The organism is Moritella sp. 28 (genome assembly GCF_018219435.1).
Lineage (GTDB): Bacteria > Pseudomonadota > Gammaproteobacteria > Enterobacterales > Moritellaceae > Moritella.
Genome location: NZ_CP056121.1, coordinates 2,778,683 through 2,803,775, shown reverse-complemented (window position 1 = coordinate 2,803,775; position 25,093 = coordinate 2,778,683). Strand labels below are relative to the sequence as shown.

The following is a 25,093-nucleotide window of genomic DNA, read 5'->3' as shown; positions in this document are numbered from 1 at the left end:
TTCTCCGTCAGTTGAAATATGGATTTAAAGAGAGTAATTATGGAAAATATTGCAGTAGTAGGTATTGCTAATTTGTTTCCGGGCTCACAAGCTCCGGATCAATTTTGGCAGCAATTGCTTGAACAACAAGATTGCCGCAGTAAAGCGACAGCTGTTCAGATGGGCGTTGACCCTGCTAAATACACCGCTAACAAAGGTGATACAGATAAGTTCTACTGTGTTCACGGTGGTTATATCAGTGATTTTAATTTTGATGCATCTGGTTATCAACTCGATAGCCGCTATTTAACGGCATTAGATGATCTAAATCAGTGGGGGCTTTATGTTACTAAACAGGCGCTTGCAGATGCAGGTTACTGGGGTAGTGATGCGTTGGCAAATTGCGGGGTTATTTTAGGCAATCTGTCATTCCCAACCAAGTCATCGAATCAGCTGTTCATGCCGTTATATCATCAAGTTGTTGATAATGCGTTAAAGTCAGTATTACATCCAGATTTTCAATTAACCCATTATACGGCACCGAAACAAACACATGCAGATAATGCCTTAGTCGCTGGTTATCCAGCGGCTTTGATCGCCCAAGCTGCGGGTTTAGGTGGTTCACACTTTGCACTGGATGCGGCTTGTGCGTCATCTTGTTATAGCGTTAAATTAGCTTGTGATTACCTGCATACCGGTAAAGCTGACATGATGCTAGCTGGTGCGGTATCAGCAGCAGATCCTATGTTTGTGAATATGGGATTCTCGATTTTCCAAGCTTATCCAGGCAATAACGTTCACGCCCCGTTTGATAAAAATTCACAAGGTTTATTTGCCGGTGAAGGCGCGGGCATGATGGTATTAAAACGCCACAGTGATGCAGTACGCGATGGTGATAATATTTACGCCATTATTAAAGGCGGCGCATTATCGAATGATGGTAAAGGTGAATTTGTATTAAGCCCAAACACCAAGGGTCAGGTATTAGTTTATGAACGCGCTTATGCGGATGCCGGTGTTGACCCAGCGGCTGTTGATTATATCGAGTGCCACGCTACCGGTACCCCGAAAGGTGATAATGTTGAATTACGCTCGATGGAAACCTTCTTTAGTCGGGTAAATAACAAACCGCTGTTGGGCTCGGTTAAATCAAACCTTGGTCATTTGTTAACGGCAGCTGGTATGCCGGGCATGACCAAAGCTATGTTAGCACTGGGTAAAGGCCTTATTCCAGCCACGATTAATCTGAAAGAACCACTGCAGTCTAAAAATGGTTACTTTACTGGCGAGCAGATGCCGACGAGTACTGTGCCTTGGCCTACTTCTCACGGGTCAAAAACGACTGGCCCACGAACAGCTGGTGTCAGTGTCTTTGGTTTTGGTGGCAGTAACGCCCATTTGGTATTACAACAACCAACACAAGCGCTTGAATCTGACTTTGGGGTTGCTAAGCCCCGTGAGCCACTGGCTATTATTGGTATGGACAGCCATTTTGGCAGTGCGAGTAACTTAGCGAAGTTCAAAACCTTATTAGATAATAACCAAAGCACCTTCCGTGAGTTACCTGAGCAACGCTGGAAAGGGATGGAAAGTAACGCTAACGTTATGCAGTCGTTACAGTTAACCAAAGCGCCTAAAGGTGGCTATGTTGAACAGCTAGATATTGATTTCTTGCGCTTCAAAGTGCCACCAAATGAAAAAGACTGCTTGATCCCACAACAATTAATGATGATGCAAGTTGCTGACAATGCTGCGAAAGATGCAGGACTCGTTGAAAGTAGTAACGTTGCCGTGTTAGTTGCTATGGGTATGGAACTGGAATTACACCAGTATCGTGGTCGTGTTAATTTAACAACACAAATTGAAGACAGTTTATTACAACAAGGCATTAACTTAACGGTTGAGCAACGTGAAGAACTGACTAATATTGCCAAAGATGGTCTCGCCTCTGCCGCGCAGCTAAATCAGTACACCAGTTTTATTGGCAATATCATGGCGTCACGTATTTCGGCGTTATGGGATTTCTCTGGCCCTGCTATTACTGTATCGGCTGAAGAAAACTCGGTATATCGTTGCGTCGAATTAGCTGAAAACCTATTTCAAACCAGTGATGTTGACGCGGTTATTATTGCTGCCGTTGATTTGGCCGGGTCAATTGAAAACATTACTTTACGTCAGCACTATGGACCTGTAAGTGAAAATGGGCCTAATAGTAAAGATGTAACCAGCAACAACATACTTGATGAGCAGCAATGGCTGGTGGGTGAGGGTGCTGCTGCTATTGTAGTGAAACCTGTATCTCAAGTTGCATCACAACAAGTTTATGCCAGCATTGATGCGGTTAGTTTTGCATCAGGCTGCGATGCTCAAGCCATTGCGAGTGCAGCGGATAAGGCCTTAACGTTAGCAGGTATCAGTGCTGCGGATGTGGTGTGTGTAGAAGCACACGCCAGTGGTTTCAGTGCCGAAAACAGTGCTGAGAAAGCCGCGTTTTCTCAATTATATCCAAATGTTAATATTAGTTCGGTAAAATCTAATATTGGGCATACGTTTAATGCATCCGGTATTGCTAGTATTATTAAAAGTGCTTTACTGTTAGACCAACAAAGTAGTCAAGAGCAAGCAAGTACCAAACAACAGCAAGCGGTACAACATATTGCGATTAACGGTCTTGGTCGTGATTACAGCTGTGCACATCTTATTTTGTCGACTTCGGAGCACGTTCATCAAGCTGCGCCAGCGCCAATCGGTAAACGACGCCCGCAACTGGTTAAAACTATCAAGCTTGGTGGTCAGTTAATTGCCGAAGCAATCGTGAATAGTGCCAGTTCATCGTTGAATGTGATCAAGGCGCAGTTTGCGGGCAAAGTCTTAACTAAGGTTAACCAGCCTGTAATTATGGATAATGTGATACCACAAGGTATTCGTCCTAATTCAATCAGATCCTCAATCCTTTCCCAACATCAACATACAGCGCAGCCAGTATTGGCTCAGAGCGTTGTTGGAGTGACAGTGAAAAGTAAAGCCAGTACAGAAATTTATCAGCAAGCGTCTACGCATCAGGCATTCTTACAAAGCCGCTTAGCTGCACAGAAAAATCTTTCTCAACTTATCGAACTACAAGCGAAAATATCAGCTGGTTTGCCAGTGCAAGATAGCGTTGAAAGCGCAGCCTCAGAAATAGTGACGCCATTAACGGTAGTACCAACTGTTGTTTCTGAGAAGCCTGTAGTCGCTGCTAATCTGACAAGTGTGGAAGCACAGGTTCAAGCCGAAGCGATACAAGCTGGTTTCCAGATCAAAGGGCCAGTTGGTTACAACTATCCACCATTGCAATTAATTGAACGTTATAATCAACCAGAAAATGTTATTTATGATCAAGCTGATCTGGTTGAGTTCGCTGAAGGTGACATTGGTAAAGTATTTGGTGCAGAGTACAACATCATTGATGGTTATTCACGTCGTGTACGTTTGCCAACCTCGGATTATTTGTTAGTAACACGCGTTACCGAGCTTGATGCTAAGATTAACGAATATAAAAAATCATACATGTGTACGGAATATGATATCCCGGTCGATGCACCGTTTCTTATTGATGGTCAGATCCCTTGGTCAGTAGCGGTGGAATCTGGTCAGTGTGACTTGATGCTGATTTCCTACATAGGTATCGATTTCCAAGCTAAAGGAGAGCGTGTTTACCGATTACTTGATTGTGAATTAACTTTCCTTGAAGAGATGGCTTTCGGCGGCGATACATTGCGCTACGAGATCCACATTGATTCTTATGCACGTAATGGTGAACAGCTATTATTCTTCTTCCATTATGATTGTTATGTGGGTGATAAGAAAGTACTTATCATGCGTAATGGTTGTGCTGGTTTCTTTACTGATGAGGAACTTTCTGATGGTAAAGGTGTGATTCAAAACGATAAAGATAAAGCTGAATTTTCAAATGCAGTTAAATCATCATTTACACCGTTATTGCAGCATGGCCGTTGTCAATATGACTACAGTGATATGATGAAGTTGGTTAATGGTGATGTGGCTGGTTGTTTTGGTCCGCAATATGATCTTGATGGACGTAATCCATCGTTGAAATTCTCATCAGAGAAGTTCTTGATGATTGAGCGTATTACCAAGATCGACCCAACAGGTGGTCATTGGGGATTAGGGCTATTAGAAGGCCAAAAAGACTTAGATCCTGAGCATTGGTATTTCCCTTGTCACTTTAAAGGTGATCAAGTGATGGCGGGTTCTTTGATGTCGGAAGGTTGTGGTCAGATGGCTATGTTCTTTATGTTGTCACTCGGCATGCATACTAACGTTAATAATGCTCGTTTCCAGCCCCTGCCAGGTGAATCGCAAACGGTTCGTTGTCGTGGTCAGGTATTACCACAGCACAACACGCTGACTTATCGCATGGAAGTGACTGCTATGGGTATGGAACCGTACCCATATATGAAAGCCAATATTGATATTATTCTTGATGGCAAAGTGGTTGTTGATTTTAAAAACCTTTGCGTGATTATCAGTGATCAAGATGAAAACTCAGACTATCCAGTAACGCTGCCTAATAATGTGAAGCTGAAAACTCGCACGTCTCCGGCCGTTGTAACTGCTTTAGCGCCAGTGGCTGTAACAGCTAACAGTGCGGTTCTGGACGAACGTGGTATTGAACCATTTAAGTTCCCTGAACGTCCATTAATGCACGTAGAGTCAGATTTGTCAGCACCCAAAATGAAAGGTGTAACGCCGATCAAACATTTCGAAGCGCCAGCGGTTGCAGGACACCATAGAGTGCCTAATCAAGCACCATTCACGCCTTGGCATATGTTTGAATTCGCAACTGGAAACATTTCTAACTGTTTTGGTCCTGACTTTGATGTCTATGAAGGTCGTATTCCACCACGTACGCCTTGTGGTGATCTACAAGTCGTTACTCAGGTTGTTGAAGTGCAGGGGGATCGTCTTGACCTGAAGAATCCGTCAAGCTGTGTAGCCGAATATTATGTACCGGAAGATGCTTGGTACTTCACGAAAAACAGCCATGAAAACTGGATGCCATATTCATTGATTATGGAAATTGCGCTGCAACCGAATGGCTTTATTTCTGGTTACATGGGGACTACCTTGAAATACCCAGAAAAAGACCTGTTTTTCCGAAACCTTGATGGCAGTGGAACATTACTGAAACAGATAGATTTACGCGGTAAAACTATCGTTAACAAATCGGTATTAGTCAGCACGGCAATTGCTGGTGGCGCGATCATTCAAAGTTTTACATTTGATATGTCGGTTGATGGCGAGCTGTTTTATACTGGTAAAGCGGTATTTGGTTACTTTAGTAGCGAGTCTCTGACTAACCAATTGGGTATTGATAATGGTAAAACCACCAATGCTTGGTTTGTTGATAACAATACACCGACAGATAATATTGATGTGTTTGATTTAACTAATCAGTCATTGGCTCTGTATAAAGCACCTGCGGATAAACCCCATTATAAATTGGCGGGCGGTCAGATGAACTTTATCGATACCGTGTCAGTAGTTGAAGGTGGTGGTAAGGCCAGTGTTGCTTATGTTTATGGTGAACGTACGATTGATGCTGATGATTGGTTCTTCCGTTATCACTTCCACCAAGATCCGGTTATGCCTGGTTCATTAGGTGTTGAAGCTATCATCGAGTTAATGCAAACTTATGCGCTGAAAAATGATTTAGGCGCACAGTTCAGTAATCCACGTTTCATTGCGCCAATGACGAAAGTTGATTGGAAATACCGTGGTCAAATTACGCCGCTGAATAAGAAAATGTCTCTGGATGTACATATTACCGAGATCATTACTGAAGCAGGTGAAATACGTATCGTCGGTGATGCTAATCTATCTAAGGATGGTCTGCGCATTTATGAAGTGAAGAATATTGTATTAAGTATTGTTGAGGCGTAGCGTCTGCTCAATGTCGCATTGGTTAAAGACGCTTAGTAGGCTTACTTTAATCAATATGACCGAGGTGATCCAATTAGGAACACTGTGAACTTATTAGATAATAAACGGAATAGTTCGGCTGTTGAATTCACTATTATTTAAAATGTGAATAAAGTGTTCAGCAGCTGCAAAAATAGGAATGAAGTATGTCGAGTTTAGGTTTTAACAATAGCAACACGATCAATTGGGCTTGGAAAGTCGATCCGGCGTCAGTGCATACGCAAGATGTAGAAATTAAGGCCGCCTTGATGGATCTGGCTAAGCCGCTTTATGTGGCGAATAGTGTTGCAAGTAGTGTCGCTAATAATTCGGGTGTTATGGGTATTACTAACCATACTTCAGTACCTGGTGCAATCAGCAACAATGTTGACGTTGATGTACTGGCATTTGCACAAAAACTTACCCCAGAAGATCTGGGCGATGCAGCTTATAAAAATCAACACGGGGTTAAATATGCCTACCATGGCGGCGCGATGGCTAACGGTATTGCGTCTGTTGAGCTTGTTGTCGCGTTAGGTAAAGCGGGACTGTTATGTTCTTTCGGTGCCGCGGGTTTAGTTCCTGATGCCGTTGAAGATGCAATTCGTCGTATCCAAGCGGAATTACCAAATGGTCCATACGCGGTCAACTTGATCCATGCACCAGCAGAAGAAGCACTAGAGCGTGGCGCGGTTGAACGTTTCCTTAAACTGGGTGTTAAAACAGTAGAGGCTTCAGCTTACTTAGGGTTAACAGAGCATATTGTTTGGTACCGTGCTGCAGGCTTATCTAAAAATAGTGATGGCACTGTTAATATTGGTAACAAGGTTATTGCTAAAGTATCGCGTACTGAAGTTGGCCGTCGCTTTATGGAACCTGCACCGCAAAAGTTACTGGATAAATTATTAGCACAAGGCAAGATCACACCACAGCAAGCGGCATTAGCACTGTTAGTGCCAATGGCTGATGATATTACTGCGGAAGCGGATTCTGGTGGTCATACTGACAACAGACCATTTTTAACGTTGTTACCGACTATTATTGGCCTGCGTGACGAAGTGCAAGCTAAGTATAACTTTTCTCCTGCATTACGTGTGGGTGCTGGTGGTGGTATCGGAACACCGGAAGCTGCACTCGCTGCATTTAACATGGGCGCAGCTTACATAGTGTTGGGCTCTGTTAATCAGGCTTGTGTCGAAGCTGGTGCATCTGAATATACCCGTAAACTATTATCTACCGTTGAAATGGCCGATGTGACAATGGCACCTGCGGCTGATATGTTTGAAATGGGCGTTAAACTACAAGTATTAAAACGTGGTTCTATGTTCGCTATGCGTGCGAAGAAACTCTATGACTTGTATGTCGCTTATGACTCGATTGAAGATATTCCTGCAGCGGAACGTGAGAAGATTGAAAAACAGATTTTCCGTTCAAACCTTGACGAGATCTGGGCTGGCACGATAGCGTTCTTTGCTGAGCGTGATCCTGAAATGTTAGCGCGTGCGAAAAGTAGCCCTAAGCGTAAAATGGCATTAATTTTCCGTTGGTATTTAGGTCTGTCTTCACGCTGGTCAAATACAGGTGAGAAGGGCCGTGAAATGGATTACCAGATCTGGGCAGGTCCAAGTCTAGGTGCATTTAACAGTTGGGTGAAAGGATCTTATCTTGAAGATTATACCCGCCGTGGTGCTGTTGACGTAGCCTTGCATATGCTAAAAGGTGCCGCGTATTTACAACGTGTAAACCAGTTAAAATTACAAGGTGTGAGCTTAAGCACTGAATTGGCGAGCTATCGCACTAGCGATTAATATCGGTTACTGAAATTAAAATATAAAAAGCCCCCTTTCTTTAGGGGCTTTAATAGAGCCGGACTTTTTGAATTTAGTTTGGCGTTAACTTACAGAATGAACTTTGTTCTTTCGCAGATTCTACTCCCTGTTTAACTAAAACTGTGAGTTGACTAACTATTTGGGGCGTAGTTTAGCAGGATGATGTCTGACCAATGGTTCCGTTTTATTATTATATTAATTAATGGAATAACTTAGGTTTGAAGATGAAATTAAATAAAATAAGTCTTGTACTCATGCTTGTCAGCCCAAGCTTGTTTGCCTCACCCAATCTAACCATCTCAACCAGTACCACTAGTCGAGACTTCTTGCTCACTAGTGAATCTCCGCTGGTGGTGCCACTTACTAAAGCAAGCTATACCTTAAATGTTACTGGAATTGAAGGAAGCTGCATTAAGCCAAAAGAGCAAAAGGTAAGGTTTAGTCAACCACTGGCTTTGAATTGTAATTCACCGACTGAACTGCTTATTAAAATCAGGTTTAATGGTGATTATGCATTCATATTTGATGCCGAGAATAAAACACTATTGATAAAACGTCAGCCCAAAAAATCCACTGACAAAGCATTCAAACGTCCTCTACCACAAGTGCAATGTGACATCTATAAAGGTGGGGAGGTTACTATTAACCTTGCCGATACCTATAAAAATGGCACTCAGTTAAAAGATAAACTAAGCGGGCAAGTTGTCACTGTTATTCAACAGCAAGTAACCATTACACCTGCAATTAATAGTGGGGGATTAATATTATTAGAGCCACTAAAAGGTCAACTCAAAGAAGCTAAATTTAACTGGCGCAACGCAAATATTTATTTTGTTATGATTGATCGTTTTAATAATCAAGATACAAGCAATGATAATAGTTATGGTCGCCGTAAAGATGGAAAAGATGAGGTTGGAACCTTTCATGGTGGCGATTTAAAAGGGGTTATTGAGAAACTTGATTATATTAAGAGCTTAGGAACAAGTGCTATTTGGCTTTCACCTATTGTAGAACAAGTTCGGGGATTTGTCGGTGGTGGTAACGCTGGTTCGTTTCCGTTTTATAGTTATCACGGCTATTGGGCTCGTGATTTTACTAAAATAGATGCGAATTTTGGCAATGAAAATGATCTCAAGCGTTTGGTTGAAGAAGCGCATAAGCGGGGCATGAAAGTTTTACTCGATGTTGTCATAAATCATCCTGGATATGCCACTTTAACAGATTTACAGCGTGATCAAATTCCTGTTGTAAACCCTGCTCAAAGCTGGCCTGTACAATGGCGTGATTGGCAACCAAATACGGGCCAAAATTGGCATAGTTTCAATGACAATATTGATTATGATAATGTTGCATGGAGTCAGTGGTGGGGAGGTGATTGGGTCCGTGCCAGTTTACCTAACTATCCAAAACCAGGCTCGAATGACCTAACACTTTCACTTGCAGGCCTGCCAGACTTTATAACAGAATCCACCAAGTCTGTTACCCCCCCACAATGGCTATTAAATAACCCCGGAACACGAGTCATTAGCCGTGATAACTATACTGTAGCGGATTACTTGATCGAGTGGCAAACAGACTGGGTGAAGCGTTTTGGTATTGATGGTTATCGTATCGATACTGTAAAACATGTGTCTGGCGATGTATGGATGCGCTTAAAAGAAGCTGCAACAAAAAGTTTAAATGATTGGCGCGAAGCGAATGATGAAACAGGACAACCATTTTGGATGATGGGAGAGGTATGGGGGCATAGCGCTTACCGTAGCCCTTACTATGATGACGGTTTTGATGCTCTGCTCAATTTTGATATGCAGAAAAAAATGGATGAAGGGGCTCTCTGTTTTAGCAAGATGGCCGATACTTACCAACATTACGCAGATACACTCAAAGAAAAACCCGACTTTAATCCTGTTAGTTATATGTCATCTCATGATACAGAGCTTTTCTTTGGGCGATTTAAATCATTTGAAATGCAGCGGAATGCAGCCAGTGCACTGTTGCTAAGTCCTGGTGCTATTCAAGTTTATTACGGTGATGAAGTAGCAAGAGATATAGGCGCTTATGCAGATGATTTCCATCAAGGAACTCGTTCTGATATGAATTGGTTATTGGATGCTAACCGCCAGAAATTACTCAAACACTGGCAAACACTCGGGCAATTTAGGCAGGCTCATCCAGCTATTGGTGCTGGGACCCATAAGGAGATTAAGCAACAAAATGGCTATGCATTTTCTCGTACGTTAGGTGGTGATAAGGTCGTTGTTGCATTTGTAGGTAAATCAACTGAGCCTTATTAATTTCGATAGTGTTTGTTATATTTTCGTGAGAATAACCCCATTATAGCGAACGCGAAAATGACAAGTGTTGATGGTTCTGGGACTTGTTCCACAGAGAAATTTGGATTAATAACATAACCTAAATCTGCGAACGAATTTATAGTTGTTAAACTAATCGTGGTATTAGGATCTAACCAACCAGTCATTAATTCACTGAGCCCGCCTCCATAAGGCTCATTCCAATGGTAGCCCGCAGTTCCTGGGCCGCCATCTTGTTCTACAGGGACAAATGTCGCTTCTGGATTACTAAGTTGATATGCTTCTAATCCATATTGGCCTATATAATTACCAGCGCTATCTAATAAATCATTTAATGTCGGTCCCCATAAAATACCAAAACCAATGGCATGTGCCATTTCATGCATGACAACATGAAATAGATTTCCAGCTGTTTCTATAGAAAGCAGATCTGCACTATCAATTTGTATCGTCCCCTCTGTGGCATAAACATAGCTAGGAATAAATAAACCATAAGTAATTCCTGTTTTTCCAAGAGTGCCTCCAACACCATCTATATTCTGGCCAGAAGCACTAATATCTAAACCTGAGCCTGGGAACTCATCTCGGTATCCTACGATGAATAACTCCCAAAGATTTTCTGCATCAGAAAAAACAGTTTGTTGTGAGTTAGTTAGGCCACTGTCAAAATTGACTCTTATATCAAAGTCATAGATGGTTCCCGCATTAGCTAAGTTAATAAAGTAGCTAGCAGACAAAGTAATCCCGGCTAGAGCAGCATATATAGACTTTAAATACATTTATATTCCTTTTGAAGCCCCTATGGAAAATAAGGCTGTGATTAGGAAATATTGTTTTGGTATTAATTAAAGATATGCAACAAACGGCAACAAATCAATTTATCATTCACCACGTTAAAGTGCTTGGCTTAACGAGCACTGGATTACCGTGAACAGAAATAATATATGCTAGGAAATTATTTATACTACAATGTTTATTGGTACCTGTAATGTGTAATAAGTTACTGTAAATAACGGAGTTAGAGCGAAAAAACAACAATTCCTTACTTTATTATTAACATTGCTACCAAAGTGTGAATTAATTACTACAATTATAAATCTTGTTTGTTATTGTTCTGACCGACTAATTTTTACGGTATATTAATTTTATGCATAGAATAAGAAATAATAATGTATCTCAACAGATAATGGCATTTTTTGTTATTATCTCTTTGCTATTTCAAATTTATATCGCCGCTACAATCGCTTTAAATCCAAGTGAAGTACTGAACAAAAATTGGTTGAGCAAATTACAAGGTGAAAAAATCTTGTTGTGTACGCCGTTAGGCTTTAGGTGGGCTAATGTAAACGAACTTATTACTCAAAATAGTGAAGGTTCTCATTCTGCCGAGGAAGAGCACCAATCGTTACAATTCAGCTGCCCACTTCTTAAAGCATTTCAACATTCTATTTTTTTTGCCGTTCTATTAATATGTTTACTGTCTGTATGGCTTAATCGCTCGACTCCTCGTGCCCCGCAATATAACTATACGAGTTGCCAACAAAAAGTATATTTATCACTCGCGCCTAAACAATCACCGCCTTTTACCTTTTATGCATGATTTATGGCTACAGGGTTAAGTTAACGTTCAAGTGTAACTCGGTCTAGTTATTCCATTATCACGCATTTCCATCACTAAACATTTATTTTCACTTGCTCCAACCTTGTGATGATTTTACGCACCTTATATAAACGGTATTTTGCGTCTCATCACCATTGGCCTTGTGATCTTTTGGCTGCCTGTTAGCAGTCTATATTTTGGAAAAAGAGTTAAAAGGAAGTTAAATATGTGGATGAATAAATTATTGGCAGTGGCAATTGTTGGCGCTTTATCTGGTTGTGGTAGTAGCAGTTCTGAAGATACGACGCAACAATCTCCAACGCCAAGTGTGACTACCACACAGAACGTCGAAATAAAATTTGCTGCTCGTGTCGGCAACGAAGATATATCATGCGATCCAATGTTGAGCCTTGTCGGCCTTAGCAACCTGAACCCTGAATTTAAAGATGCACGTATCTATATCTCGGAAGTTGCGTTGGTAAATGATGCTGATGAGCTGGTTAGCGTAATGCTAGATCAAGATAAGAAGTGGCAGTACAAAAATGTCGCTCTTCTCGATTTCGAAACCGGAACAGGTAGTTGCAGCAACGGTAATACCGCGCTTAATCATGTGATTAAAGGTACTGTCCCAAGTGGTAACTATGATGGTATTCAATTTACTTTAGGTGTTCCCACAGAGTTGAATAACTATGGCATTGACGGTGATGACGCTGTATCTCCGTTAGATGTTATGGGGATGAATTGGAGTTGGCAGATGGGTCATAAACATCTGAGAATGGATATTAAAGGCTTGATGATTCACCTTGGTACTACCGGGTGTGAAGTTGTAGATGCGGATACCGAGACCGTGGATTGCAGCAGTTCTAGACCAAATCGCCCGAAATATCAATTTGATAGTTTCAATCCAGCGAGCAACAGTATTGTCTTTGACTACCAAAAGTTGGTGGCTGGGAATGACATAGATGATATGGCGCCGTCAATGTGTATGTCATCGAGTTCAGATAGTGTTTGCCAGCATATTTTTGGTCGCTTAGGTCTAGATCTAACGTCAGGGCAATGCATAGACGGTGACTGTAGTGCTGTACAAACCTGGATAGCAGTGGAGTAATAATCATGTCAGCAAACTATATGCTTTGTTTGCTGACATTACTCGCCATGGTAATCATGGCGGGTTGTGACAGTGAATCCAGCTACGAAGTTGTGCCACCGAGTACGCATAATACCAATCAGTTTGATTTTCAAACTGGTTCATTACCTTTGCCTAAAGAACCTGCAGATAACTTGGCGACCGAAGCTAAGTTTCAGCTAGGTCGGCACTTGTTTTATGATAAACGCTTATCGGGTAACCAAACATTCTCATGTGAGTCTTGTCATCACCAAGAACTCGCATTTAGTGATGGCTTAAAAACGCCCAAAGGTTCAACCGGAGAGGTGCTGCACAGGAACTCTCAAACACTGACCAATATAGGTTATAACGCCAGTTATACTTGGGCAAATCCCTTACTTAAAGGGATTGAAGACCAATTGATTATTCCTATGTTTGGAGAATTCCCCGTTGAAATGGGGATCCACGATGCAAACCGTGATGATATTAAGGCGCGTTTTAATCACGAGACAAAATACCAGAATATGTTTGATATGGCGTTTCCAGACGAACAACAGTCAATTTCCTTTCCAAATATAATTAAAGCGCTAGCGGTGTTTAACCGAGCCCTTATTTCCAAGGACTCTGATTTTGATAAAGGCAGGCTAAGCTCCTCTGCGCAGCGCGGTCAAAATTTATTTAATAGCGAAAAGATGGAATGTTTCCATTGTCATAATGGTTTTAATTTTAGTGACTCGACACTCCACGATGAAACGGTATTTGTAAGTCGACCTTTCTTCAATACTGGGCTTTATAACCTGGATGAGGAGGGCAGTTATCCTGCAATTGATAATGGTTTGTTTGCAGTAACTCAAAAAGTCGAGGATAAAGGTAAATTTAGACCGCCGACATTACGAAATATTGCTTATACCGCACCTTATATGCATGACGGTAGTATAGGCACACTAGAAGAAGTATTAGGATTTTATGCAGCTGGTGGCCGCCACATCATCAGTGGAGAATATGCTGGTGATGGGCGACAGAATCCTAATAAAAGTGAGTTTGTAACGGGCTTCTCGATGAGCAAGCAAGAGCGCGATGACTTGTTGGCTTTTTTGAATGCTCTCAGTGATCCCGTTTTTATTAGTAATCCCCGTTATTCCAATCCATTTAAGGCGGAGCTGGCACAATGAAAAAGAAATATATTTTAGGTTTGTTCTATACCCTGTTTAGTGCGTCCTTATTGGCACATGGGGATGAATCAGGTCTCCTTGAACGGAGTGATTTTGGTGGTAGCCTGTTTGCCCAACTTGGCTATTATCAAGACAGTCGACAGGCTGAGACTTGGTCTATTCCTGGGGTTATCACAGGTGATGATGCTGTACACAATGAGCAAGGGTTGCAGCTGATACATGGTGAAGTCGCTTTCACAGTTAGCATCGAATCAGTACTGGCCGGACACCTTATACTTGGTAGTCATAATGCTGAATCAACAACTGTTGAAGAGCTCTGGTTACAACCTGATATTGGGGAAAAGTGGCAACTTCGGGTTGGCCGACAACTGACTGATATCGGTCTGTATAACGCTACTCATGACCATGATTGGCTGTTTATCGATGCTAATTTGTCACAACAGGCGTTTTTAGCCAGTCAATATAGTGATGATAGTATTCAATTACGTTGGTCCAATGATACCCAGCAGTTTACCACTTGGATTGGCCGTGGAAACGGCTACCCGGCATCAGTTGATGAGAACAGCGCCACGCCACATGCTTATGGGCTAGCATATGAGTTGCAGTGGTTTGGAGAGCAAAATAGTGTGTTGCTTAAAAGCTCGTTGACGCACTTTAATGCATATCAACGCGGTGACGATGAGAAAACTGGGCATACGCACGGAAATGCGAACAATATTACTTTTACGGGTGATACAAACTTAGTCAGCCTAGGATTGCAGTGGCAGTGGATAGCGTTAGGCTGGGATATTGAATGGATGGCACAACAAATTGATGCAGACCTAACTGATAGCCAGCAATTTCAGACTAAACTCGATGCTACAAACCAGGGTATAAGTTCACAGTTATATTGGCAATGGCAGGATGTCCAAGTGGCATTTCGTTACGACACCTTACTCACTGATAATAAAGTGACTCAAAATAGTACAGAGTTTGCGAACACCTTAGACAGTAAAGGCCATAATCCTGAGCGACTCAGCCTTATTATGAACTGGTTTGTTGGCGATAATCAAATTTTGCGACTCCAAGGTAACTTTGACCAAACCCAAGAACAAAAAGAACAAGCTTTCTGGTTGATTTACCAAGGTAATCTATATTGGTAAATCGAGATTTATAAGAATAAATAAAATAGGTTTAATATGATGAAAAAAATAATTATTGCATTCCTTATTACGATAAGTTTTGCTTTTTCTACATTTGCGGTAGCCCATGATTATACTCAGGCGCATATGCGAATTGACCATCCTTGGAGTAGATTAGCGGCCCCAAACAGCGAGGTGATTACGGGGTATTTCCAGCTTAAGAATAACTCAACGAAAGATGATTACTTGGTTTCGGTATCCACGCCTATTGCTGACAAGTCTGAGATCCATATGCATGCTATGCAAGATGGCGTGATGATAATGAAAAAGGTTAACAAGGTAAAAATTGGCTCGATGAAAACAAAAAAATTTGAACCAGGTGGGTTGCATTTAATGATCTTCAACCCGAAATATATACCGAAAAAAGGAGAGAGATTTCCATTAGATTTGAATTTTAAATATGCAGGGAAAATCACCGTTCAGGTCGCGATTTAAATGCAAGGCCACGTGCATAACCATTAGAAATTATTATAATTAATAAAAATTAAGTTCTGTCAGGGGTATTTAACCCCCTGACTCTAATAAGTAGATCATGATCAAATAAGCGCTAGTGCTTCACTGTGCAATGCGATTGTGTGAGTTCATAAGAATCATACGCAGAATTATCAGACATAATCCGAATAATGCCACCCATAAGCCTGCAGTCGAATTTCTAGACGCCAAAATGAACCTCTCTTAACAAAACAGGGAAGGTGATGGATAATGATGCCGTAAGTTCGAATGTCATTAGTTCAATCATATTTTCACTTTAGTGGTGGGGGGATGCACTAAAGCTAGCCTTAGATGTATCATTGGCAAAAGTATTGAATACTTTGGTTTTAAGTTGTGAGTTAGTTTACTGTAATTAAAATTTGGACGTGATGCTAGTCTAAATCTTGAAGGTTAACGCCTAAAAATAGGCGTTGGCATGACTCCCACCTGATTCTAAGTCACTACTTCTCTAAATCAATGGTTTTACAACGTATAGATAATGTCGACATAGTGGCGCTAGGAGATAAACTGCGTATAAAATCGATAGCTTTGGTTAAATCTTGAGTCTCTATTTTGAGGTTGTTCATAATACGCCCATCATTGGTCATGTCAGTATCGACAACACTTGGGCATAGGCAGCAAACCTTAATGCCAAAAGGAAGAAGTTCCTGATAAAGAGATTGACTATAACTAACGATAGCGGCTTTTGTTGCTGAATAAGCGGCTATTTTAGGAACAGGCTCTAAGCCAGCGGTTGATCCGATATTATAAATTTCACCGTAACCTTGTCGTTTCATTTTTTCGATAACCAAATTACATGCTGTAATGGTCGAAAGTAGGTTTACATTTATTAATTCAGAAAGTTGATTCAGTGTTAGATCTACGTGCCCTGCCATGAGGACTCCGGCGCTATTAACCATAACATCGATAGAATCGTGGTTAGTAATAATCGATTTTATTGTAGATTCAACGTCTGCTGGCTTATTAAAATCGACTGTCATTGTTTCGATATTAGTCGACGGATATTGTGATTCTATCTCTAACTTAGCTAACTCTAAATTTGCCTTATTTAATGAAACTAAAATAAGCGAATATCCTTGCTGGGCAAAGTAATGAGAAATAGCCTTTCCTATACCACGACTCGCTCCAGTAATTAGCGCAAATTTAGTCATGATGAGTTTCCTTGTTGATTCGTTTTTGGCACCATAGCACCTTTCAGTACTTTCGAAAAGTGCCAATATTGTTAGTGTTTTCATGGCTCTGTTGCGTTTTGGTTGGGATTTTTAAACTACCAATTGATCAGTTATAAACTTTCATAAAATACTTTGTGACCCACATCAAACTTATGTCGCTAATGTTTAGCGATTGTCTTGTATGTTAAATTTGTATCCTATTGTAATTATGATGGTATATCAGTATATAGGCTCGAAGTAGGGTAGGGCGTAGAAATAGAGCAGTGAGCTATAAATGTATTTATATTTATGGTGATTTATTTTCAATTAACAGAATAATTTAATAATCAATACTAAAAGCAATGTAATTCATTGTTATTTAACAATAATGAAGTGTTTAGTTATTTTATGCTCGTGATTTTTAGGCATCATACGGAATACCTGGGAAATCACTAATTAACTCATTAGGTATATTAAATGAAGTTTCTATTAAGTCTTATGGTTATCACGCTCTCTTTTGCTTCTTTGGCAAAGAAAATTAGCGTTTCTAACACTGATATTTCATTCGTGTCACCTTATGAATTTCGGCCATTACCTCAAGAGATTATAGATACAAAGTGGCCACACAAGAGGGCCCCTAAATGGGTTCTTGGCAATGCTTCGGCTTCGACTACTATTACATATGACCTTAAGCCAAATGATATTTCGGCAGCTCCGTTGCCAGTTATAATGGATTCCTTTAAGAAAATTTTTGATCGTATGATCCCCGGTGTTGAATGGAAAAAGAAAGAAATTATAGAGCTTTCTGGAAAAAAATGGGTGTATCTTGAGATGTTCTCAAACGCGATTGATACAGACATACACAACATCATGCTTATTACTAGCTATGGTAAAGAAATGCTTATTTTCAACTTCAATTCAGCGAAAGGAGAATTTCCAAAGTATGAAGATAAACTTCGAGCAAGCATTCAATCCATACAGCTGTCTAAGTGAGCTAACCATAATAAACTGTGCCTTTTGAAATCTAAACTTTAGCTCACTCGTATTGATTGATGATGACAGTCTGCTCTTTGTTGTAGACTGTCAGACAGGAGGGCGAGTTACTGCCCTAATGTCTCAACCCCGCGTTTTATTTCAATATTTAAATCAAATCTTCTTGCCCTTTATCTGCTTTTGTTAACAGACTCTCCGCTTTTTTAATTACTTTTGACTCTGATTTAATTTTACCTGTCACAATTAGTTTCAAATAACGATTGGCTAAATCTCGGCGTAACTTGATTAACGGTTTAAAATTGACGGGTAGTGATTTGTTATACGTGTTTTGTTGATTATAAATTCGGTCTAATGTCCGTTGACTTGTCGCCATTTTTACAGCAGCAATCCATGCATCAAATCGATCTCGATAAAATAGCTCTGCAGCATCGAAAGGAAATGATCGTGATTTATCTGAAGCTTGATAATCAGTGAGCGTTTTAATCGCAGTGATTAGTTCTGGCTGATCTAATAATGTTTGTAGTTCCGAAGCTGAATTTTTAAATAGTAATTCGCCGGGTGCCAGTAGTGTATTAATGACGTTATAATTGTACTCACTGACCGCAGTACGGAGTTGTTTACGATATAGGTTTACCGCTTGCTTTGAAGGGATGATCTTGTAATCTGTATCAACTTGTTTCATATCTTGACGTAGTGTGAATATATCGGTTCCATCGCTGTCAGGTAGGTAGTTTGCATCTAGTAGGCGTTGTTCAATATTCGCGAGCAGTATCGCTCTTGCTGACTCTCTTTGGTCTTCAACATACAGTTCCATATCGGTAAGTTTAATCGAGTCTGGATATAAGGTTGTCGTTTCTTCAATCAATGCTGCCATCTGGTCGAAATCAGGATAGCGTGATTTTGGATCCTGCATAATTCGGTTTATTTTTGCAATATGGAAGTTGATCACTTCCCCACGTTTCAGTCGCAAGATACCGGCTTTAATCGTCGCTGTTTCACCATCTAGCTCAGATAATGAATTCATGAATACTTCAACGCTTGAGTTAGCTAAGTTATCAACATTCGATGTATGAACCCGTTCAGTCAATTGCTGTGTAGTGATTACATTTTCCATATAATAAAAATAACCGACAGAACCTAAGATAGTAAGTAAAGGTAATATGGTTGAAAAAACAGGAAGTGGTTTGCGGGTTAGTTTAGATTGCCACGCTTGAATGCTTTGTGGTCGATCTGCATTCGATAGTTGCAATGCTGAATAAATAACTTTCCATTTATTATTACTGAGTTTAGTTAATTTTTTTACAGTGATCTTATCCGTAATTGCTTGATCTGCCGGTTTACGTAAATAAGGATGTTTACTTGATAGTAATTCGTAAAAAATACAGCCTAATGAAAAGATGTCATCGCTTTCTGATGGTTGCTGACCTTGCAACAACTCCGCACTTGCATAAGCAGGTGTATAACCACTCAGTGAGTTATGCTGTTCAATATTATCGTTGGCAAATTCATCTGCCTTATTCTGGATTAATCTGGCAACACCAAAGTCGAAAATCTTAATATCACCATTACGTGTGAGCATGATATTAGAGGGTTTTAAATCTGTATGTACAATGCCATTTTTATGGGCGAATTTGAGTGCATCAGCGACCTGTGAAATAACTTTCTCAGCACCTTTATATGTTAATCCCTTAGGTTTAGATCGTGAAATCACTTGATCAAGTGTTTCGCCATTTAACCATTCCATAATGATAAAGCAAAGATTATCTTCCTTATCTACATCATAAACACGGATAATATTGGGATGAGAAAGAGACATCGTTTTATGTGCTTCCCGAAACAGCAGTTGTTGTGCCTCTTTATTTCGTGTGTATTGTGGTTGCAAGACTTTTATCGCCACGTAAGGTTCTTCGACACCTGCTTTATCTAATAACAAATCTTTTGCTTTATATATATCACTCATGCCGCCAGAGCCAATGTGCGCTTCTAATTCATATCTATTTTTTAGTACCTGTCCTGTAAGTGTCGCTGTATCAATGTCATGTTTTGAGTTTTTATTACCTAATAGCATTTTATCTTTTCCCACACTAGACTCCTTGTGTTTTTTTGAAAACTTAATGTATTAAAAGTACTAGTTCCATCTAGTCCTTTTGTATTGATTTATGCTTTTTATTAAAATTAATACTTTAGTTAACTTTAATATTAGCAAATGAAAGTAAGTTGTAATTACGATTTTTATTATGCTTTTTGTCAATAGTGAATAAAGCGTTTTATCATTTTCCTATTTATTTACCATGATCTTAAAAAATGAATCGCACCATGGTAAGTTATTGTTTTTAAAGTGCTTTTGTGCGATCCTGTCGTTCTGTCAACTGACGTGTCTAAATACGGTTGAAATTATGCTCAGCAATAAATGAAAAATTTACTTTTCTTAGCGAATAATAAATCCTTGTATTTCATTAACGACAATCAGCATACACATTTATTTACCGGAAATAGTATTAAATGTAGTATTAGATATCTGTTTAAATTGTAAATGTAGCGGATTAGCTTGTTTGACTTGGTTGTACTTATTTGGTTTTATGATTATATCAATTCGTATTAAATACAAAACTTCATGAACTTAGAAGTTAATAACATTGATAAATGTATAGGGCCAGCTGGATATTTATTTAGCGTTAACAAGATAAGTCAAGGAATGACAAATGGGACTGCTTTTATCTGTAATAAGTTATCAACAATTATCACCAAATTTACAAGCAACCTTTAAATTAGAAGGTGCATCTGCGGTAATTGGTCGTTCTGATTCAAATGATTGGGTACTACCTGACTGCGATAAAATTTTATCCAGTCGACATGCCGAATTAACGTTAGTGATGGGTAAATATTATATTACAGATGTATCGACAAATGGTGTGTTCGTTAATCAGTCTACTAAGCCCCTTGGTAAAGGCAATCGCCATACATTGGCATCTGGGGAGCAAATTATTCTTGGCGAATACGTCATTGAAGTGAACATTGAGGTCGAATTATCAGATGATCATTTACTGGCTTCAAACTCAACATCATCTCCTTTTTCTTCTTATGATTCTTCTGCATATATAGAAGAAGATCGTGTCAATCATGATAAGCCGGTTAATCTGACGAGTGTAAGCGACCCTCATTTAATCGGCAGTGAATTACAGGATAGTTTAGTACTAGATAGCAACATTATTCCTGACGATTGGAATTGGGCGAATGATGGGAAAAGTGCCTGCGCACCTAAAATTGCACCAAAACCAGTTGTCGATATACAGGAAGCAGCATCGACAAAAAAAGATGAGGAAGTCGCGTTAGTAAGCAAAAAAATCGTTAGCGATTCTCCGCAGTCTAAAGTTAAAAACACAGATAAAATGGCTGCGTTTCTTAAAGGTCTAGGCATTGAATCGTCACCTGTTATTGATGATGAGGAATGGTGGTTTGACCTTGGAACATCAATCCGAACTATAAATGATGAGCTTATGGCTTCATTACGAGACCGAGCTTTATTTAAAAATCAGTTCCGCGTTAATCACACCATGTTTCAGATTAAAGAAAATAACCCATTCAAATTTTCAGCTTCTGTTGATGACTTATTTCGTAATTTATATTTGCGCACCAATGGGAGTTTTATGTCGACAAACAAGGCCATTACAGAAGCATTTGGTGATTTACGTCAGCATGAACAGAGCATGCGGGCTGGTCTAGAGGGCGCGGTTGTCGGTGTTTTAGAACAACTCTCACCAGATAATATGGTCCCGGATAAAGACGAAAAAGGATTTTTTGATAAGTTTAAACGTAGTAGTAAAGAGCTGAAAATGTGGCGTAATTTTATTGAAATGCATGAAGATATCCGCAACGAAATCACTGTTAACCGTGAAAGTATCCTTTCTGACGCGTTTGTTCGAGCTTATGAAGAAAGGCAGAAACAGGGTAAATGATATTTTGTAATAAACCGAATTTACTTAAAAACCATAATATTAAAACAGGCAGAGACATGAAATTATTAAACTTAAAAAGTAATCGCTTTAATCGCATCGTTTTTATGTGCATGGCAATACTAGCGGTAAGTAGTCTGGCAGGGTGTTCGATGATGAACTTTGTAATAACGCCATCTACAACATTAAATTTTGTTGCATCTAGGAATTTAAACCCCGACATTGAAACGCGCCCATCACCAGTCGTTGTTAAAATATTTCAGCTAGCAAGTCGTGGGCCGATTGAAACAGCCGATTTCTTTAGCTTGTATTCAGACTACGAAGAGATACTTGGACCAGAGTTGCTTGAAAAGGAAGAGTTAGTATTCAACCCAGGCCAACAGCTAAAATATGAACGTGAATTAAACAAAAACACACGATTTATAGCAGTACTAGTTGCTTATCAAGATATTGAAAACTCACGTTGGAGAGATGTAATAGCCGTTGATCCTAAAGCGTACGATGATTTCAATGTGTATTTAGAAAAACTAAGTGTGTTTATTCGTGATTAATAAGCAATTTTATTACGCGGTGATGATAGATATCAGCATGGGGGATTACAGTAATGAGTGACTTCAGTAAAGTTGCATGGAGTGAGGGAATGTTTCTTCGCCCCCAGCATTTTCAGCAGCAAGACCGACATCATGGTTATGTACAAAGGCGCTTATTGCAAGCTTTAGGATCTCACCAGTGGGGGGTTGTTGAACTTTGTACTGACGATGATTTATTAACGCTAGGGCGTTTTTCGTTAACGGATTTTGAAGGTGTTTTTAATGATGGTACACACATTAAGATGCCATCACAGGCAAGATTACCACCGCCGTTGCTTATACCGCCAGGGACGATTGATTGTAATATCGTGTTGGCATTACCTATAGAGAAAAGTATCGGTCTTAATATTACAAACAGTGAAAATGATGACGTTATAGTACGCTATTTAAATGTTTATAAAGATGTAATTGATACATCACTCGAGAGTTTACCCGTTGAATCAATTGCGATGGCTAAACTAAGTGCTGAATTTAAACTCGCAACTCAAGATCTCACGGGTTATGTAACGATTCCGATTGCGCGTGTGATTAATGTCAGTGATACAGGTGATATCAAGCTTGATAAAAAGTTTATCCCACCTTGTATGAGTATTAAATCTGTTGCCCATCTCGTTGACTATATCAATGAAGTTACCGGTATGGTCGTGCAGCGCGCAGAAGCCATTGCCGCTCGTTTAACAAAAGGCCAGGGTCAAGCATCTACAGTTGCAGACTATATGATGCTGCAACTTTTAAATCGAATCGAGCCCTTATTGATGCACAATTTACAGCAGCGTACATTACATCCTGAGCGATTATTTGAACTGTTTATTTCGATTTCGGGAGAGTTATCGACCTTTTACGGTGAAACAAAAAGAGCAGCGAAAATGCCTTTATATAAGCATGATAACTTAGCTGCAACCTTCGGTAGTTGTATGTCGTTATTGACTCAAACCTTGAGTGTTGTGGTCGATCATACGGCGGTAGGATTAGCGCTTATTGAGAAGCAATTTGGAATTTATGTCGCACAACTTGCAGACAAAAGTGTGCTGGAAAATAGTATTTTAGTCTTGGCTGTAAAAGCAAATATGTCGGTACAAGAGGTAACAAAAAACTTACCGGGTCAAATAAAAATTGGCCCGGTCGAACTGATTCGGGATCTGGTTAATGTACAACTTCCAGGAATTAGCGTTACATCCTTACCTGTTGCCCCAAGGCAAATTCCTTATCATGCAGGGAGTGTTTATTTCCAATTAGATAGTAGTAGTGAATATTGGCATAAATTAAAAAGTAGTGGTGGTGTTGCTATCCATTTATCTGGACAGTTTCCAGGGCTCGCAATGGAATTGTGGTCAATAAAGCAATAAGTATCAGCAGGAAATTTTACATTGAACGTTAACATGGACCGTTTAGCAGTAAGCAGGGATAGATTAGTATGAGTGAAAAAACAATATTTAAACCTAGACCTGGAGGTCGGAGTCAACCCGAACCAACACCGTCTAGTACTGTCGCCAACGCTGTACCCAAACCAGGTCTTGCAGCAGATGACAATAATACCTTATTTGTACAGCCACAGCATAAAGCATTTAATCAGACAATTTTAACCATTGGGGCGAATCCTCTGATCGAACACGCAGGGATAATCCTATCCTTGATTAACCAGCTTAGGGTTAATAATGAATACGAAAAAGTAGATGTATTGCATGGCCAGTGCATCGATATAGTGGATAAATATGAACGTCAATTACACGCATTAAAATATGAAAACAAGTTAAGTGGAAAAACAGAAACAACGGATAATAAACTCATTGATGCCGCTAAATTTTGTGTTTGTGCATTTATTGATGAAACTGTAATGACAATGCCTTGGGGGCGTAACAGTGCATGGGCGCAAAACTCACTGCAAAGTCATTTTTATCATGAAACATTTGGTGGCGAGCATTTCTATCAATTATTGGACGAGTCAGTCGCGAATATGGTCGAAATGGTATTTGTTGTTGAATTACAATATTTATGTTTGTCACTGGGCTATCAAGGTAAATACCGTGTTACTAAAAACGCAGAACAATTAATTGAATCGTTACGCGATAACTTAGGGCTTGCTTTAAAAAATCATTATGGACGCAGAGAAAAGCGTTTATCTGAAAACTTACAAGTAGCTCAAGTAGGTAGTGTCAAAGCCAAGTTCGAATTACCTATCTGGGTTACAGCATCAATTGCAGCTGCATTGCTTGCTGCGAGCTTTATAGGATTACGTTTGAATGTTAACGAAAACGCCGATTTAGTTTACCAACAAGTATTGAATCTTGTTGACCGTAAGCCGGAAGCCACCTCAGCGGTCAGAGCCAGTTCATTAGCATTAAAATTAGAACAATTATTACAAACAGAAATTGGTCGGAACATTGTCGTTGTTCAAGAACTGTCTGACCGTATAAGCATCCGCTTAATTAGCGCTGATTTATTTGCCAGTGGTAGTGATAAAATTAGTCCTGCATACCAACCTATCATCCGTAAAATTGCGCGTGCACTTGAATCAACGCAAGGGCAAATCTTAATTACTGGGCATACGGATAAACAACAAATTATTTCGAGCCGATACCCTTCAAACTGGCATTTATCACTTGCTCGTGCGACAAGCATTGCAGATGTACTAGCCAAAGACACTCGTTTAAGTGGCAGGTTATTACCTGAAGGTCGGGGGTCATCAGAACCATTAGTTGCAGATTCTACGATCAGTCATGAGCAGCACGCGTTAAATCGTCGTGTCGAAATCGATATTTTGAGGTAATAAAA

General features: G+C 39.9%; 16 protein-coding genes. 13 read left to right on the top strand and 3 right to left on the bottom strand.

All coding sequences use genetic code 11. The annotated features are described in order from the left end of the window. Positions 1 to 39 precede the first annotated feature (39 nt). The 3 genes from HWV02_RS12415 to HWV02_RS12405 all read left to right on the top strand — a co-directional run bounded on the left by HWV02_RS12415 (position 40) and on the right by HWV02_RS12405 (position 10,066). A complete protein-coding gene (locus HWV02_RS12415; protein ID WP_211687998.1) occupies positions 40 to 5,925 on the top strand; it encodes a beta-ketoacyl synthase N-terminal-like domain-containing protein in 5,886 nt (1,961 codons plus the stop codon). A gap of 185 nt (positions 5,926 to 6,110) precedes the next feature. Continuing rightward, on the top strand, positions 6,111 to 7,751 hold the full coding sequence (locus HWV02_RS12410) for a PfaD family polyunsaturated fatty acid/polyketide biosynthesis protein (RefSeq protein WP_211676124.1): 1,641 nt from the start codon (positions 6,111 to 6,113) through the stop codon (positions 7,749 to 7,751). Positions 7,752 to 7,996: 245 nt separating this feature from the next. Further along, on the top strand, positions 7,997 to 10,066 hold the full coding sequence (locus HWV02_RS12405) for an alpha-amylase (RefSeq protein ID WP_211687997.1): 2,070 nt from the start codon (positions 7,997 to 7,999) through the stop codon (positions 10,064 to 10,066). Here the strand turns inward: HWV02_RS12405 and HWV02_RS12400 are convergent. Then, on the bottom strand, positions 10,063 to 10,863 hold the full coding sequence (locus HWV02_RS12400; RefSeq protein ID WP_211687995.1) for a PEP-CTERM sorting domain-containing protein: 801 nt from the start codon (positions 10,861 to 10,863) through the stop codon (positions 10,063 to 10,065). The genes HWV02_RS12405 and HWV02_RS12400 overlap by 4 nt on opposite strands. Positions 10,864 to 11,231: 368 nt before the next feature. Between HWV02_RS12400 and HWV02_RS12395 the strand changes: the two genes are divergently transcribed. From HWV02_RS12395 to HWV02_RS12375, 5 genes are all read left to right on the top strand, one after another. Further along, positions 11,232 to 11,684 carry a hypothetical protein gene (locus HWV02_RS12395; RefSeq protein ID WP_211687993.1) on the top strand — a complete coding sequence of 151 codons (453 nt, stop codon included), beginning with the start codon at positions 11,232 to 11,234 and terminating at the stop codon, positions 11,682 to 11,684. A 226-nt stretch (positions 11,685 to 11,910) separates the two neighbouring features. After that, positions 11,911 to 12,792 (top strand): MbnP family copper-binding protein, encoded by an 882-nt coding sequence (locus tag HWV02_RS12390; RefSeq protein ID WP_211687991.1) that lies wholly within the window; start codon positions 11,911 to 11,913, stop codon positions 12,790 to 12,792. Between the two features lie 5 nt (positions 12,793 to 12,797). Continuing rightward, positions 12,798 to 13,961, top strand: a complete 1,164-nt coding sequence (locus tag HWV02_RS12385) for a methanobactin export MATE transporter MbnM (protein ID WP_255550310.1) — start codon at positions 12,798 to 12,800, stop codon at positions 13,959 to 13,961. After that, positions 13,958 to 15,103, top strand: a complete 1,146-nt coding sequence (locus HWV02_RS12380) for a hypothetical protein (RefSeq protein WP_211687989.1) — start codon at positions 13,958 to 13,960, stop codon at positions 15,101 to 15,103. The genes HWV02_RS12385 and HWV02_RS12380 overlap by 4 nt, the downstream gene beginning before the upstream one ends. Before the next feature lie 36 nt (positions 15,104 to 15,139). Next, positions 15,140 to 15,577, top strand: a complete 438-nt coding sequence (locus tag HWV02_RS12375; protein ID WP_211676118.1) for a copper chaperone PCu(A)C — start codon at positions 15,140 to 15,142, stop codon at positions 15,575 to 15,577. Positions 15,578 to 16,074: 497 nt separating this feature from the next. On the opposite strand, the gene HWV02_RS12370 is transcribed toward HWV02_RS12375, so the two are convergent. Further along, complete coding sequence (locus tag HWV02_RS12370) at positions 16,075 to 16,785, bottom strand: SDR family oxidoreductase (RefSeq protein WP_211687987.1); 711 nt, start codon at positions 16,783 to 16,785, stop codon at positions 16,075 to 16,077. 477 nt (positions 16,786 to 17,262) lie between these two features. Between HWV02_RS12370 and HWV02_RS12365 the strand changes: the two genes are divergently transcribed. Further along, complete coding sequence (locus HWV02_RS12365) at positions 17,263 to 17,778, top strand: hypothetical protein (RefSeq protein ID WP_211676116.1); 516 nt, start codon at positions 17,263 to 17,265, stop codon at positions 17,776 to 17,778. Between the two features lie 148 nt (positions 17,779 to 17,926). Here HWV02_RS12365 and HWV02_RS12360 read toward each other — a convergent pair whose 3' ends face one another. Beyond that, the gene (locus HWV02_RS12360) at positions 17,927 to 19,861 is read right to left on the bottom strand and encodes a serine/threonine-protein kinase (RefSeq protein ID WP_211676115.1); all 1,935 of its coding nucleotides are present in this window, start codon (positions 19,859 to 19,861) and stop codon (positions 17,927 to 17,929) included. A gap of 619 nt (positions 19,862 to 20,480) precedes the next feature. Between HWV02_RS12360 and tagH the strand changes: the two genes are divergently transcribed. The 4 genes from tagH (at position 20,481) to tssL (ending at position 25,088) form a co-directional block, all read left to right on the top strand. Further along, positions 20,481 to 21,734: a type VI secretion system-associated FHA domain protein TagH gene (tagH, locus tag HWV02_RS12355; protein WP_211687985.1), complete on the top strand. Its 1,254-nt coding sequence runs from the start codon at positions 20,481 to 20,483 to the stop codon at positions 21,732 to 21,734. Between the two features lie 56 nt (positions 21,735 to 21,790). Next, on the top strand, positions 21,791 to 22,282 hold the full coding sequence (gene tssJ, locus HWV02_RS12350; protein WP_255550309.1) for a type VI secretion system lipoprotein TssJ: 492 nt from the start codon (positions 21,791 to 21,793) through the stop codon (positions 22,280 to 22,282). Between the two features lie 89 nt (positions 22,283 to 22,371). Further along, positions 22,372 to 23,667, top strand: coding sequence for a type VI secretion system baseplate subunit TssK (gene tssK / locus HWV02_RS12345; protein WP_211676113.1), 1,296 nt, complete (start codon positions 22,372 to 22,374; stop codon positions 23,665 to 23,667). A 68-nt stretch (positions 23,668 to 23,735) separates the two neighbouring features. Continuing rightward, a complete protein-coding gene (gene tssL, locus HWV02_RS12340) occupies positions 23,736 to 25,088 on the top strand; it encodes a type VI secretion system protein TssL, long form (RefSeq protein ID WP_211676112.1) in 1,353 nt (450 codons plus the stop codon). Positions 25,089 to 25,093: the final 5 nt, after the last annotated feature.